General features: G+C 58.0%; 13 protein-coding genes. 5 read left to right on the top strand and 8 right to left on the bottom strand.

Features of this window, described 5'->3' with window-relative positions; genetic code table 11:
• Positions 1-23: 23 nt before the first annotated feature.
• Positions 24-293, top strand: a complete 270-nt coding sequence (locus tag HB393_RS16100) for a hypothetical protein (RefSeq protein WP_213806216.1) — start codon at positions 24-26, stop codon at positions 291-293.
• Positions 294-595: 302 nt separating this feature from the next.
• Here HB393_RS16100 and HB393_RS16090 read toward each other — a convergent pair whose 3' ends face one another.
• The 5 genes from HB393_RS16090 to HB393_RS16070 form a co-directional block, all read right to left on the bottom strand.
• Positions 596-2,989 carry a PAS domain S-box protein gene (locus HB393_RS16090; protein ID WP_213806214.1) on the bottom strand — a complete coding sequence of 798 codons (2,394 nt, stop codon included), beginning with the start codon at positions 2,987-2,989 and terminating at the stop codon, positions 596-598.
• 87 nt (positions 2,990-3,076) lie between these two features.
• A complete protein-coding gene (locus HB393_RS16085) occupies positions 3,077-3,742 on the bottom strand; it encodes a nuclear transport factor 2 family protein (RefSeq protein ID WP_255551219.1) in 666 nt (221 codons plus the stop codon).
• A gap of 720 nt (positions 3,743-4,462) precedes the next feature.
• The gene (locus HB393_RS16080; RefSeq protein ID WP_213806213.1) at positions 4,463-4,987 is read right to left on the bottom strand and encodes a GNAT family N-acetyltransferase; all 525 of its coding nucleotides are present in this window, start codon (positions 4,985-4,987) and stop codon (positions 4,463-4,465) included.
• A 268-nt stretch (positions 4,988-5,255) separates the two neighbouring features.
• A complete protein-coding gene (locus HB393_RS16075; protein ID WP_213806212.1) occupies positions 5,256-5,783 on the bottom strand; it encodes a GNAT family N-acetyltransferase in 528 nt (175 codons plus the stop codon).
• A 144-nt stretch (positions 5,784-5,927) separates the two neighbouring features.
• Positions 5,928-7,265: an amino acid permease gene (locus tag HB393_RS16070; RefSeq protein WP_213806211.1), complete on the bottom strand. Its 1,338-nt coding sequence runs from the start codon at positions 7,263-7,265 to the stop codon at positions 5,928-5,930.
• 234 nt (positions 7,266-7,499) lie between these two features.
• Between HB393_RS16070 and HB393_RS16065 the strand changes: the two genes are divergently transcribed.
• The gene (locus tag HB393_RS16065; RefSeq protein ID WP_213806210.1) at positions 7,500-8,897 is read left to right on the top strand and encodes a cation:dicarboxylase symporter family transporter; all 1,398 of its coding nucleotides are present in this window, start codon (positions 7,500-7,502) and stop codon (positions 8,895-8,897) included.
• Between the two features lie 72 nt (positions 8,898-8,969).
• On the opposite strand, the gene HB393_RS16060 is transcribed toward HB393_RS16065, so the two are convergent.
• From HB393_RS16060 to HB393_RS16050, 3 genes are read right to left on the bottom strand one after another with little or no spacing between them, the layout of a single operon-like run.
• Entirely contained in the window at positions 8,970-9,647 is a 678-nt protein-coding gene (locus HB393_RS16060; RefSeq protein WP_213806209.1) for a Spy/CpxP family protein refolding chaperone, read from the bottom strand.
• A 1-nt stretch (position 9,648) separates the two neighbouring features.
• Positions 9,649-10,224: a hypothetical protein gene (locus HB393_RS16055; RefSeq protein WP_213806208.1), complete on the bottom strand. Its 576-nt coding sequence runs from the start codon at positions 10,222-10,224 to the stop codon at positions 9,649-9,651.
• Positions 10,221-10,811, bottom strand: coding sequence for a sigma-70 family RNA polymerase sigma factor (locus HB393_RS16050; protein ID WP_213806207.1), 591 nt, complete (start codon positions 10,809-10,811; stop codon positions 10,221-10,223). The genes HB393_RS16055 and HB393_RS16050 overlap by 4 nt, the downstream gene beginning before the upstream one ends.
• Positions 10,812-10,944: 133 nt before the next feature.
• On the opposite strand from HB393_RS16050, the gene coaD reads away from it, so the two are divergent.
• The 3 genes from coaD (at position 10,945) to HB393_RS16035 (ending at position 13,353) form a co-directional block, all read left to right on the top strand.
• Complete coding sequence (gene coaD, locus HB393_RS16045; RefSeq protein ID WP_213806206.1) at positions 10,945-11,451, top strand: pantetheine-phosphate adenylyltransferase; 507 nt, start codon at positions 10,945-10,947, stop codon at positions 11,449-11,451.
• 131 nt (positions 11,452-11,582) lie between these two features.
• Positions 11,583-12,200: a class I SAM-dependent methyltransferase gene (locus HB393_RS16040; protein ID WP_213806205.1), complete on the top strand. Its 618-nt coding sequence runs from the start codon at positions 11,583-11,585 to the stop codon at positions 12,198-12,200.
• Between the two features lie 64 nt (positions 12,201-12,264).
• A complete protein-coding gene (locus HB393_RS16035) occupies positions 12,265-13,353 on the top strand; it encodes a RelA/SpoT domain-containing protein (RefSeq protein ID WP_213806204.1) in 1,089 nt (362 codons plus the stop codon).
• The last annotated feature ends 97 nt before the right edge of the window (positions 13,354-13,450 follow it).

Below are 13,450 nucleotides of genomic sequence, written 5' to 3'. Positions count from 1 at the left end.
CCCTATTGAGGTAAGCTATCGCCATGACAGTTCAACTCAGCTCGGAGCTGGAAGCCCTCGTGAGGAGAGATGTAGAGCGGGGACCATACCGGAGCGTCGACGAGTTTGTCGAGCAGGCGGTGACCGAATTGCATGAGCGAGAGGAGTGGCTCGCCGCGCATCGGGATGAGTTCCGCGGGAAGATCGATGAGGGCTGGGCATCGGCAGAGCGAGGAGATTTAATCGCTAGCGATGAGGTGTGGAAGCGTCTGGAAGAGAAAAAGAAGAACTGGGTGAGTCCGAAGAGCAAGTGAGCGAATACGAGTTCACCCCGCAGGCTGAAGCGGACCTCTTCGATATCTGGAGCTATATCGCCCAAGATAGTAGAGACTCTTCGGATCGGATTCTAGATGAGATTCGACGGGCCTGCTCTGTTGCTGCTAGGAATCCTATGGGTGGCACTGTGCGGAAGGAATTCACCGATAAACCTCTACGATTTTGGCTGGTGAATCCAAGGCGTAGGTACTTTCTCGTCTACGTTGTCGATAGGATTCCACTTCGAATCGTGCGAGTTCTTCATACAGCACGAGATATTTCGCGGGAGCTCTGACCGAGGTCAGTTGAGGTAGTTGCTCGGTTTGGTGGGTAGGGTGAAGTGGATGGTGGTGCCCTTGCTGGGCGCGCTGGTGGCCCAGATACGGCCTCCGTGCTGGGCGATGATGCTGCGGCAGATGGCGAGGCCCAGGCCGGTTCCACCCATGGAGCGGGAGTCGGAGGCGTCGCCCTGCTGAAAGCGGTCGAAGATGTTTTCGAGCTTGTCGGCGGGGATGCCTCGTCCCTGGTCTTCGACCTCGATGAGGGCTTCGTTCTCGTCGATGCTCTTGGCGGTGAGGCGAATCTCGCTGCCTGGCGGCGAGAACTTGATGGCGTTCGAGATGAGGTTGTTGAGGGTCTGGAGGATGCGGTCGGGGTCGGCCCAGACGCTGACGCCGTTTGCGGCGTAGAAGATGCGAATGTTGGGCCTGGGGGTGCGGGACTGCTGCTGGGTGACGGCGCGGCGGAGGAGATCTTCCGCGCTGCACATCGTGAGCTGGAGCTCGGCCTTGCCAGAGCCGATGCGTTCCAGGTCGAGGATGTCGTTGACCAGGCGCACGAGACGGTCGGTGTTGCTGATGGCGATTTCGAGCATCTGCTGAGACTTGTCGGGGCGGTTGGAGAGTGCACCTCCTGCGAGTAGGCCAAGGGCGCCGCGCAGGGAGGTGAGAGGCGTGCGCAGCTCGTGCGAGACGGTGGAGATGAACTCGTCCTTCATGCGGTCGAGGGCGCGGCGCTCGGTGGTATCGGCGAAGGCGACGACGACACCGACTGCCTGTCCTCCACTGTCAGAGCCGTTGGACTCGATCTGCGGGCGAGCGACGTACTCGACCGGAAAGCTGGTTCCATCTTTGCGCCAGAACACCTCGTTGGCGACGCGGACGGTGTCGCGGTGAGAGAGGCTGTTTCGGATGGGGGAGTCTTCCGGCGGGTAGGCGGAGCCGTCGGCGCGGGTGTGATGGATCAGCGCGTGTGCGTTGCATCCGAGCATCTCGGAGGGCTTGTAACCCAGCATCTGGGCCGCTGCGGGGTTGACGACGGTGATGTTGCCGTCCAGGTCTGTGCCGAAGATGCCGTCGCCGACGGACTCGAGGATGGAATCGGACTGGCGGGTGAGAGTTCGTAGCCGGCCTTCGACGCGAACTTGTTCGCTGATGTCGACACCGATGCCGAGGACATAGGGTGAATGGCCGGGGAGATTGATCAGCTTGTTGCGGTAGGCGATGACACGGATTTCTCCGACGCTGTCGGAGAGGTGAAGGAGGCCCTGGGCTTCGCCTGTCTCGGCGATCTGGCGGAGGTAGATGGGGACGGAGCGGCGGCGGTCTTCGGGGATGAACTCCGCGATGGAGTGGCCGATCATCTCGTCGTTGGTGCGACCAAGGCTCTGAGCTCCGTAGGCGTTGATGGAGAGCAGTCTGCCGTTGAGATCGTGGGTGCAGACCATGCCGAGGGAACCTTCGACGAGCTGACGATAGCGGGCTTCGCTCTCGCGGAGCGTGGACTCCGCGGCACGCTGGGTGGTTACGTCGATGCCGGTGGCGATGATGAAGCCGACTTGTCCCTGCTGGTCGCGGAGCGCTGTGGCGGACCAGGCGATGCGGCGGAGTGTGCCGTTGCGGTTGAGCCATTGGTTCTCGAAGACCGCTGGGAAGGCTCCGGAGCGGAGGCTGTCGAACTGTTCGACGGCCTGGGGAATGTCTTCGCGGGGGATGAGCTTGTCCCAGGCGTAGCGCCCGACGAGCGAGGGAAAGTCGTATCCGGAGGCGGTCTCGCAGGCGCGGTTGAAGCGAACGATGCGGCCAGCGGTGTCGAAGACGACGACTAGAGCGCCGACGGTGTCGAGCACGGCGGAGACGAAGTTGCGCTCGACGGTGAGGGCGGACTCGACACGCTGGCGTGCGCGCGCGGCGCGATCGATCTGGCGAATGCGCGTGTTGAGCTCGAGGCGGTTGATGACCTGGCGGCTGAGCGCTGTGAGCGCGGCTGCTTGCTCGGGAGTGAGGGTTCGAGAGGGAAGATCAAGGACGAAGAGCGCTCCGATGCTGACTCCAGAGGGAGTTGTGAGCGGAGCGCCTGCGTAGAAGCGCATGGCGAGACCTCCGACCAAGATGCCTTCAGGGGCGTAATCGGGGTGTTTGCGTGCGTCTCGGATCTCGTAGACGGTATCGCCGAGAATGGTGGTCTCGCAGGGCGTTCCACCAAGCGGCATCTCGGATATGTCGAGGCCTACGCGTGCTTTGAGCCACAGGCGGTCGATTCCGATGAGAGAGACGCCTGCGTAAGGTGTTGCACAGATCTGAGCGGCCAGTTTTGCGATGTCATCCAGTATGGGATCGGGCGCAGAATTGAGGACCTCATAGTGTGCGAGAGCTTCAAGTCGTAGTGCTTCGTCTTTTACAAGAAGTGCATTCATCTGGCATTCCGATGGTAGGGGAAATGGATGGTGCACCACACTGCTACTTTTGGGGCAGCATCGGCGCAAAGTTTGGCTTCAAAAGGCTTACGGCTTGGGCAGGGTGCAGCATTCGGCTGCTGCAGGGGGCTCGTCGGCGCTCGCATCCATGGCCACCTTCCAGTTACCATCTGAAAGTTTTTTCCATATGGTGAAGTATCGGCCGGAGGTCAGGACGGGTTGACCGTTCCTGTCGGTGGAGCGTCCTTCGTAGTGTCCCCAGGTAAAGCCCATATCGTTCGATGGGCCCATTTGGGCTCCCTGAGGGGTCCAGGTGAGTTGGTAGACCTTGGGGTCCCAGTTGGCCTGCGAAGCGATTGCAGCGCGGCCCAGAAGAGCCGGACGCCCGTTGTTGAGGGTGACTGCGTCGTCGGCAAACCAGGTGACGAAGGCTTTGCCTCCTCCGGTAGAGACGGATTGGGCGAAGCGGGTTTCGAGATCCATCAACATTGCAACCCCAGGACTGAGGGTTGGTTGCGAGAGCGGGTTGGAGGACGGGGCGGGACGAAGGCTCTCATACTTCGGTGCGTCCGATCCGGTTCCGGGAAACGGGATCTGGGCGGCCAGAGGAAGAGAGCCGATCACAAACAGTGCTGCCGCTGTGAGCCGCGTGGAGAACTCTCGGCGGGTTCGCAACCCGGTGCAGCGACGGTTGAGATCCGTTCGGGAGAGGAGGTGCAGATCTTGCATAGGGTAGTCCGCTAACGCATCCATCTTGTTTTCTGGTTCTCTCTTGTGTCTGCTCTGTTGGACGGTGATCGAGTTGTGTTGGTTGGGCCACCGTGGGATTCGTCCCGGCAAGGGGGATAACCCCCCCCCGGTATCTTGGGTATAAGTGGTTTATTTTCAATGGCTTGGGAGGGTGAATGCACTCTGAGCGATTGAAACTAAACGGCTTGCGGCTAAAATATTGAGTCAACTTCGGTTGGCGGAGATGGACCATTTCTCCGGGTTAATGGAGGAAAGCCCCTCGCGGGGCTTTTCTTACTCTCTGCTTCTATTTTAGGGGATGGAGCTTAACTACAGTGCCACTTTTATTTCATGCGTTTTCAGAGACTTAGGTGTTTTGAGGGCTTGACAAGGCGTTTTGCTGGCAAATTCGCCGTATGGGTGGGCGAAGAGGCTTTTTTTCATGGACTTGGCTGGTCTGTCTGTTTTTAACGGGCGTTTGTCTAGGAAGATTTTGGAGGGATTGGGCTCGTCGCTTGTTTTTTTGGGGGCCGAAACGTGCTTGTTGAAGAGGGCAATTCCATGTTGACCGCACGGAAATGAGGCTGTCGATTTTTATTGAGCTTTGAGTTTGGGTAGGAAGGCGGTCGTGCTGCGCACGATACCCCACCCTATTTGCGATGAGACTGCAAAAAGGATGGGGCACCCGCTTTTGTGGTCTTCGGGATTGGTAGAGGCGAACTTTACGGCGGTGAACCAGATTGTCTAGAGGTGCTTTTCTATTTTGATGAGGTGCGATGGACGATCGATGATGTCCTCCAATTGGGGAAACTTTTCGACTGAGATGTTTTCGACGACTTTGTATCCCAGTCGTTCGTTTCTTTCGATGATGTCTGGTCTCAGATTCGTTACCATGCCTTCCAGAACGGAATATCCTCTCTCGCGGCAGAACTGCTCGGAGGCTTCGTGGAGCCGACGTCCTATGCCATGCTTTTGCTTGTCAGGATGAACGGACAGGAAGCCTATATAGGCCCGGCCATTTTCGCGCAGCTCAACATACCTCAGGCCAATGATCTGGTTTTCTTCTTCGATCAGCAGGAAGTAGCCCTTTTGAAGATAGGCTCTTATGTCTTTCAGGGTGGCACGTTCCCTCCGGAGAAAGGGATTTTCCCCGGCAAAGGCAAGATTAATCAGACTGACGATCGCTTCCGCGTCAGCCTGTGTGCCGAGTCGAGAATACAGTTGTTCCAAGGGGACTGAAAGTGTTGTGTCTAACTGGGAATGAGCCATCGATAAGAGCTCCCTTTGTAGGGAGGAGAACACTTACTGTGGAAGATTATTCCCCAGAAAAACTTGTAACGACTTGGAGATGATGAATATTCAGGTTTATGTCTGATGTCATCTCTCAGCCTTTGAGGCTTGGGAAGGAAGGCGGTCGGGCTCGCGCCCGATACCCCACCCTAGTTGCGATGAAGCTGCAAAAAGGATGGGGCACCCGCTTTTGTGGTCTCGGTAGATTGGTAGAGTCCGACTCTACAGCGGTGAGAACCCAGAGCGTCTAAAGGTGTTTTTCGATTCTAACGATATGCCAGGGACCATCGATATGGTCGATAAGCTCGGGAAGTTTGTCGGCTGCAGAGACATGTTCGACGACTTTGTATCCAAAGCGCTCGTTTCTATCTATGAGGTCTGTTCTTAGATTGATGATCAGACCTTCCGCAACGCGATATCCTCTCTCGCGACAGAACTGCTCGGCGGCTTCGTGGACCTGTCGTCCTATTCCGTGCTTTTGCTTCTCGGGATGAATCGACAGAAATCCAAGATAGGCCCGGCTGTTTTCACGTAACTCGACATACATCAATCCGATGATCTGTTTTTCTTCTTCGATCAGCAGGAAGTAGCCCTTTTGGAGATACGCTCTTATTTGTTCGAGCGTGGTGCGTTGTTTTCGAAAAAATGGATTTTCCCCGGCAAAGGCAAGATTAATCAGACTGACGATCGCTTCCGCATCAGCCTGTGTCGCGAGCCGAGAATAAAGTTGTTCCGATGGAACAGAAGCTGTCGTGCCTAACTGGGAGTAAGTCATAAGAGCTCCTTCTATAAGAAGGGACACCTATGACGGAAGATTATTCCGCTTGCAATCGGCTTGAAGGACGCGGAGATGGTAAAGATTCAGGCTTATTTCTTACGGCATTTCGCAGGTGAGAGCCAATCTCATCGACAATTGCAGTTATCGGATACTGACCTCTTCGCCGGGATTGTATGCGGTAGAGGTCCGCGCAGCCAATCCGTAGTAACCGACGAGAAGCAATCCAAACCAAGCCATCAAGATGTACAGCGTGATGCGTGTGCCGCCGCTTATTGCGAACGTTATCGCGATGAACACCATTGCGAAGAGGAGAACCCAGTTGGTGTAGGGAGTACCCCATAACTGAAAGTCGCCGCGTTTGGCGCCTTTTGCTGCGAGGGAACGAACGTAGAAGAGATGGGAGAGAACGATGGAGCTCCAGACGACCATAATCAGCCAGGTGATCATGGTCAGGACATAGGAGAATATTTTATCGGGGATCAGATAGTTCAAGAGAACTCCGATCATAGAGATCAGACCCGAAACTGTGACGGCTAAAGACGGGATGTTCTGCTTATTTAAGCGGCGCAGTCTTGCTGGAGCCTGTCCCGCAGAAGCTAGACCGTGGAGCATGCGGCTCGTAGCGAATATGGCGGTATTGAACGAAGAGAAGAGTGCCGTGATGGCGACGAAGGTAACGACACTGGCAGCGGTGGAGAGTCCGGCGTGCTGCAGCAGGAGGATAAATGGACTTTCCTGGGGGTTGATCTGGTTCCACGGCAGCACCATCATGATGATGGCGAAGGAGCCCACGTAAAGGAAGAGAACCCGATAGAAGACTCCGTTGATCGCCTTCGGCAGAGTTCGTTGCGGATCATCGGCCTCGGCTGCGGCGAGCCCGATGACTTCCAGACCAGCGAAGGCGAAGATTACTACCGGCATTGCGTTGATAAGCCCGGGCAGACCTGCAGGAAAGAAGCCTCCATGCGTCCAAAGATTGGAGAGGCTGGCGGTGGGACCGAGATCGCCGAACTTGAAGAACAAGATCGCGAGGCCGCACAGCACTACGCCCACGATGGTGATCACCTTGATCATGGCTAACCAGAACTCAAGTTCGCCGAACGACCTCACACCCGACATGTTGATGACATAGAGCACCGCTACCGCGCCCAGAGCGGGAATCCATTGGGGAGTGTTTGGATACCAATGACGGACGAGGAGAGCGATGCCGGTCGACTCGGCGATGCATGCCACGGAGATGGCCATCCAATAGGACCAACCCACGATGAAGCCAGCCAAAGGGTTGATCCACTGATGGGCATAGGTGCTAAAGGACCCGGAGGAGGGATAAGCCAATGCCAACTCGCCGAGAGCACGCATGACAAGAAATATGACTGCGCCGCCCAGGACATAGGCGATCAGAAGCGAGGGGCCGGCTTTGTTGATCGCTATTCCCGACCCGAGGAAGAAACCAGCTCCGATGGCACATCCGATTCCCATGAATTGGAGATGACGATTTTTGAGGCTGTGCGATAGGTGATCGGGTTCTGGGCTTGTCTGGGATTGCATGAATATGCAACACGCGAGTGCGGGATTTATGCCTGGAAGGGAAGAAGAAGCAGAGCCCTCCGTTTTGCCGCGATGACAAAAAAATGTGGGATGGAAAACTTCGCTGCGGGGGACAAAGAAGAGGGTCGCTGCAGGGTTGGGGGGATGCTGGTATTCTGCGCAGAAATGGAAAATGAACGGATAGGGCTTGGATTGGTGTGGCCGGCGGCTGTGTTGTTGGTGGCAGGGCTGATGGTGGGGGCTCTGCAGCATGGAGCTGCGGGGCAGGTAGTGGCGGAGGTTCTGCGGTGTGCGGCTGTGCTCTTGCTGGCGTTCTTTGCCCTGCGGAGGCGGTCGGTTACGGTGTGGATCGTGGTGGCGATGGTGGCGGGGGTGGAGCTGGGGCTGGACGCTCCTAAGGTCGCGCTGGGGATGCGGTTTCTCTCGGATATTTTTTTGCGTTTGATTAAGACGATCGTTGGACCGCTGATTCTGGGCACGCTGGTCTCGGGGATTGCGGGGCATGGGGATCTGAAGCGGGTTGGGCGGATGGCGTGGAAGAGTCTGGTGTACTTCGAGGTGGTGACGACGCTGGCGTTGGTGATTGGGCTGGTGGCGATCAATGTGAGCAAGGCTGGGGTGGGGATGAGTATTCCGACCGCGGCTGCGAGTGGGGTGGCTGCTCCGATGATTCATTGGACGGAGTTTGTGACGCATATCTTTCCGGAGAACCTGGCGAAGAGCCTGGTGGAGGGGCAGATTCTGCAGGTGTCAGTGTTTGCGGTGCTGTTTGGAATTGCACTGGCGATGCTGGGGGAGCGGGGCGCTCCGGTGTTGCGGCTGGCGGAGGGGTTGAGCGAGGTGATGTTCAAGTTTACGAACATCGTGATGTACTTCGCGCCGGTGGCGGTGGGGGCGGCGCTGGCCTATACGGTGGCGCAGAGTGGCGTGTCGGTGCTGTTGAACCTGGGCAAGCTGGTGGCGACGTACTATGCGGCGCTGGGGGTGTTGGCGCTGGGGGTGCTGGTTCCGGTGCTGTTGCTGTGCCGGGTTTCGGTGCGCGGGTTTGCGCGGGCGGTGGCGGAGCCGGCTTCGCTGGCGTTTGCGACGAGTGCGAGTGAGGCGGGTTTGCCGAGGGCGATGGAGGCGATGGAGGCTTTCGGGGTTCCGCGTGAGGTGGTGGCGTTCGTGATGCCGGCGGGGTACAGCTTCAACATGGACGGCGCGGCGGTTTATCTGACGATGGCTGCGATCTTTGTGGCGCAGGCGGCGGGGATGCATTTGGGGCTGGGGGAACAGATCACGATTGTGCTGATCCTGATGCTGGCGAGCAAGGGAGTGAGCGGGGTTCCGCGGGCGACGCTGATGGTGCTGATGGCGACGGCGACGAGTCTGCGGCTGCCTCCGGAGCCGATCTTCGTAATTCTGGGGATCGATGCGGTGATGGATATGGGGCGGAGCGCGATGAACCTGGCGGGGAACTGTGTGGCCAGCGTGGTGGTGGCGCGTTGGGAGGGTGTGTTTGGAAGTGAAGCGGCGAGTGCTGTGGCGCTCGAGGGTGTGGCTTCTGGGAGCGAGGTTTAGGGCTAGTCAGCGAAATGCAAAGAGCACCCGCTGGATGCGGATGCTCTTTTTGTGTTCGGGTGTGGTGAAGGCTTATTGGGCCTGAGCGGTCTCGAGGTCTTCTTCGGGGGCGGAGAAGTGGAAGTCGTGTCCGCCGCTGGTTGAGCTTCCAAACCGGCCCGGTCCTTCGGGTCCGCCGCCTTGCATTCCGGGGCCGCCGGGGCCTCGGAACATGCGGTGATGGCCGCGCTCGCTGGTCTGAAGCTTGGTCCACTGGTCGGCGGTGAGGACGCTGCGGATGCCGAGGAGCATTCTGGCGTTGGCTTTTTCGAGCTCGGCGCGGGCCTGGGCTACGTGGTCGATCTGGGAGAGGACCTTGTTGGTGTCAGGTGGGTTGGCGTCGAGCATGGGCTCGAGGATGACCTCCTGCTTCTCGAGGTTGGCCTTGAGGTCGATGAGCTGAAGACGGCTCTTCTGGAAGATGTCGTCCATCCTGGTCTGTTGCTCGGGGGTGAGGGTGAGCCTCTGGATGACGTCAGGATTCTTCCACCACATGCCGGGAGGTCCGAGGCGGGAGCCAGGTCTCATGCCGCCACCACCGCCGCCTTCCATGCGCATGTCGCGCTTCTCGGGACCGCCGCGGCGGGGTGGAGCGGGAGCGGTTGCGCCGGGTGCGGAGTCCGGTGAGGGCGGCGCGGGCTGTTGGGCGATGGCGCAGGAGGCAGAGAGGAGAGCTACCGAGAAGAGGGTGAAGATTGGCCTGGTTGTCATGTCAGTTGGTCCTTTGGGTTGAGGCTGTTTGGGGCGAAGAAGTGTTGCTGCTGCTGGGTCCCGTGAGTGGCTGCATTGAGGAGGGGACGGCGGCAGAGAGATCCTGGTTGATGCCTTCGAGGAGCGCCTCGTCGGCCTCGAGGGTCGAGGCGGAGGTCGTCGAAGGGGCGGAGACCGAGATGGGGACGGCTTCGGGCCTTAGGAAGGGGTTCAGGCTCTGATGGAAGCCGAGGGGAAGCGCGGCGGCGAAGACCAGGGCGGTCGCCGCCCAGAAGAAGGTAGGACTGATGAAGCGGGAGCTGCGCACGGCGTAGAGGGCCGCGGGGCTCTGGATGGGGCGGCGGGCGAGTTCGCGGTTCGCGATGGTGGTGGAGGCGCTGCGGAAGCCGGAGACGGAGCTGCGCAGGAGCTCGAGCTCGGAGGCGCAGATGAGGCAGTCGCGGAGGTGCTGTTGGTGGGCTTCCAGCTTGGCGTCGAGGACGGACTCTGCGTTGGGCTCGGTGGCGAGCAGGAGGTCGGAGAGCTGCTCGTGGGTGAGGTGGCGGGGGATGAGGGGTGGAGCGACGGGCTGGGTCATAGGGCGTCCTGGGTGGCTTTGCTGTGGCGAGCCCGGATGTTGGCGAGGGCGCGGTAGAGATGGCTCTTGACGGTGGAGACGGGAAGGCCGGTGACGGTGGCGATCTCGGTGAGGTCTAGCTCCTCGACGAAGCGGAGGATGAAGACGCTGCGCTGGCGTGCGGAGAGCCGGGCGACTGTGTCCCAGACGATGGCGAGCTGCTCGCTGGCGATGAGTCGGGTCTCGGCGGAGCTGTCGAGGTGGATGAGGTGGATGGCGGGGTCGGAGACGTCGACGCTGGTGGTGGTGGCGCGCTTCCAGAAGCGGAAGCGCTCGGTGCGGGTGTGGTCGCGGAGGAGGTTGACGGCGATGCGCATGAGCCAGGTGGAGACGGCGCACTCATTGCGGAAGCTGGCGCGAGCGGACCAGGCGCGTAGGAAGGTGTCCTGGGTGAGGGATTGGGCGAGGTCGGCGTCGCGGGTGGAGACGAGGAGGAAGCGGAAGATGCGTTGTTCGTAGAGGGCGACTACGGAGTCGATGTCGTCGAATGGCGTCGCCGGTGAGTGCGAGACGGTGAGACTGATCGAGCTGAGGGCGTGTGATGGCATCTATGAGTTTCTTTTGGCCGGAACTTCCGGCGCTACAGGAACAGACGAGGCGGAGGGTGGGAAGACTACATGGGCGGGGGATTTATTTTGCGGTTTATGGTGTGGCGGGGATTTGAGGGTATTCTTCCTTAGAATGCATACGATCAAGGCGATTTATCCCGGAACGTTCGATCCGCTGACGAATGGCCATCTCGACCTGATTGCGCGAGGGGCGAAGATCGTCGACCAGCTGGTGGTGGCGATTTTGCGGAACAGTGAGAAGGGCACCCCGCTATTTACGGTTCCGGAGCGGCAGGAGATGATCCACGAGGCTACGCGCGGGTTTGGGAATGTGTCGGTGACGACGTTCGATGGATTGCTGGTGGACTTTGCGCGGCAGCAGGGCGCGAAGGCGGTTTTGCGGGGGATTCGGGCGATCTCGGACTACGAGTATGAGTTCCAGATGGCGATGATGAACCGGAAGCTGGATCCGGAGCTGGAGACGCTGTTCATGATGCCTGCGGAGAAGTACACGTATGTGAGCTCGCGGCTGATCAAGGGTGTGTTTCAGTTGGGCGGAGATGTGACTGCGCTGGTTCCTCCGCTGGTGGTGGAGCGGCTGAAGGCCAAGGTTCCGGAACGTACCCCTCCCCCCGTCTAAATGGGTAAGGTCTTCTAAAGAGGTGGCTTGGGGCGGACTTTGCAAATGGGTTTCTGATCGGCTTTTTTAACCTACCCCCCCTTTGAGAGGGTGGATTTGTCAAGTGCGGTGGGTTCGCTGGAGGGGGTTTGATGGGGAGCTTGGTGGAGCAGTTTGGGAATATCGATATTTATCTGTTCGATCAGCTTTTGCGGGGAAATGTCGCGCTGGGGATGCGGGTGCTGGATGCGGGATGTGGGGGCGGGCGGAACCTTGTGTATCTGCTGCGCGAGGGGTACGAGGTGTTTGGGGTGGATCGAAGCCGGGAGGCGGTCGATGCGGTGCAGTCGATGGCGGCCGGGCTGGCCCCGGGGCTGGATGCGGGGAACTTTCGGGTGGAGGCGGTGGAGGGGATGTCGTTCGCGGATGGGTTTGCGGATGTGGTGATCTGCAATGCGGTGCTGCATTTTTCGAGGGACGACGCTCATTTTGATGGGATGGCGCGGGAGTTGTGGCGGGTGCTGCGTCCGGGTGGGATGCTGTTCTGCCGGCTGGCTTCGACGATCGGCGGCGATTTCCAGCGGGTCGAGGGTCGGCGGTTTTTGATGCCGGGCGGAGTGCAGTGGTATCTGGTGGATGAGGCGTTGCTGATGAAGGTGACTGAGGATCTGGGTGGAGAGATGGTGGACCCGCTGAAGACTTCGGTGGTGCAGGGTTTGCGGTGTATGACGACCTGGGTGGTGAGGAAGAGTCCGTACGAGAGTTTATAGATATCGAATGACCTAAAACGACAATCTACTTGAAGAATCAAAGAATTGTCTAGAAGATGAGGGCATGGCAAAGTGGTCGAAGAGAGAGCATGGCAAGTCCGAGATTGACCGCGTCGCCGCTAAACTCCTTCCTTGGTGGACTCAGCCAAGCAGCACCCATCCAGATGATCTCGGTAAATATTACGGGATCGTACAGAACTGGCGTTCTTCCCATGCCATGCCACTTTTGGTTTTCAGGGGTCATCTCGCGCAAAGAGCGGAAAGTATTGATCCAAAACCAATCATTGCTCAGAGACTAAAGAGATTCTCTTCAATAATGAACAAGCTCGTCCGCGAGCCCCACATGAAACTCTCACAGATGCAAGATCTGGGAGGATGTCGGGCGATTGTTTCGGATATAGAAGCGCTAAATAGTCTTTTCGCACTTTACCGCTATTCAAATGACGATTTTCTTCAATCTGACGGTGGTATGAAGTGCTCGAACTATGTCAAAAATCCAAAACTCGATGGATATAGAGGGATTCATCTTGTAGGGCGATATAAGGCGCGAGCAGCAAAAAATGAGCCATGGAATGGGCACCGCATTGAAATTCAGTTGCGTACCAAATTGCAACACGCATTCGCAACTGCGGTTGAAACGGTCACAACGTTCACCAGATCGCCTCTTAAATTTGGCGGTGGCCCCGATTTGTGGAGAAGATTTTTCTCTCTTATGGGTTCTGCTCTTGCCATAAGAGAAGCTACTCCCTTAGTACCAGGCACTCCAACAGAGTATGACGAGCTCATTAGGGAACTGCGTGAAATTACGAAAACTCTAAGGGTTCTCCAGCGACTGCGCGGATGGACTAAAGCCTTGAACCGATTGCCGAAACGCGAAATGGCCGATGCCAAGTGGATTCTGTTGGTGCTTGATGTTTCTGAGGACACGATTCAAACCACAGGGTTTACCGACCCCAAAAAGGCTGTACAAGCGGTCGCAGCCATAGAGACATCGGACAACGCCGCACAACTTGATGCGGTCCTTGTAGGCGTTAGTTCTATTCGATCACTTCGGAGCGCTTACCCCAACTATTACGCTGATACCGCATCTTTTGTAGCGGCCTTGAATACTGCACTTGCAGAACCTGGTAGACCCAAAAGAGGTAGCAAATGAAAGATGAGAGTTGCGAACGCGAGAATCTCAACAAGGCAATAAAAAAATCCTTTCGTTCTCGAAACAAGATGAAGTTCCACTTGACGTGGATCCTAAG

This window comes from Granulicella sp. dw_53 (assembly GCF_018449545.1).
GTDB lineage: Bacteria > Acidobacteriota > Terriglobia > Terriglobales > Acidobacteriaceae > Edaphobacter.
This window is presented reverse-complemented; position numbering and strand designations above follow the sequence as displayed.

Excerpts from the sequence above, each read along its gene's own strand:
- HB393_RS16100 (WP_213806216.1), top strand. The coding sequence starts at position 24 with ATGACAGTTCAACTCAGCTCGGAGCTGGAAGCCCTCGTGAGGAGAGAT.
- HB393_RS16090 (WP_213806214.1), bottom strand. The coding sequence starts at position 2,989 with ATGAATGCACTTCTTGTAAAAGACGAAGCACTACGACTTGAAGCTCTC.
- HB393_RS16085 (WP_255551219.1), bottom strand. The coding sequence starts at position 3,742 with ATGGATGCGTTAGCGGACTACCCTATGCAAGATCTGCACCTCCTCTCC.
- HB393_RS16080 (WP_213806213.1), bottom strand. The coding sequence starts at position 4,987 with ATGGCTCATTCCCAGTTAGACACAACACTTTCAGTCCCCTTGGAACAA.
- HB393_RS16075 (WP_213806212.1), bottom strand. The coding sequence starts at position 5,783 with ATGACTTACTCCCAGTTAGGCACGACAGCTTCTGTTCCATCGGAACAA.
- HB393_RS16070 (WP_213806211.1), bottom strand. The coding sequence starts at position 7,265 with ATGGGAATCGGATGTGCCATCGGAGCTGGTTTCTTCCTCGGGTCGGGA.
- HB393_RS16065 (WP_213806210.1), top strand. The coding sequence starts at position 7,500 with ATGGAAAATGAACGGATAGGGCTTGGATTGGTGTGGCCGGCGGCTGTG.
- HB393_RS16060 (WP_213806209.1), bottom strand. The coding sequence starts at position 9,647 with ATGACAACCAGGCCAATCTTCACCCTCTTCTCGGTAGCTCTCCTCTCT.
- HB393_RS16055 (WP_213806208.1), bottom strand. The coding sequence starts at position 10,224 with ATGACCCAGCCCGTCGCTCCACCCCTCATCCCCCGCCACCTCACCCAC.
- HB393_RS16050 (WP_213806207.1), bottom strand. The coding sequence starts at position 10,811 with ATGCCATCACACGCCCTCAGCTCGATCAGTCTCACCGTCTCGCACTCA.
- coaD (WP_213806206.1), top strand. The coding sequence starts at position 10,945 with ATGCATACGATCAAGGCGATTTATCCCGGAACGTTCGATCCGCTGACG.
- HB393_RS16040 (WP_213806205.1), top strand. The coding sequence starts at position 11,583 with ATGGGGAGCTTGGTGGAGCAGTTTGGGAATATCGATATTTATCTGTTC.
- HB393_RS16035 (WP_213806204.1), top strand. The coding sequence starts at position 12,265 with ATGGCAAAGTGGTCGAAGAGAGAGCATGGCAAGTCCGAGATTGACCGC.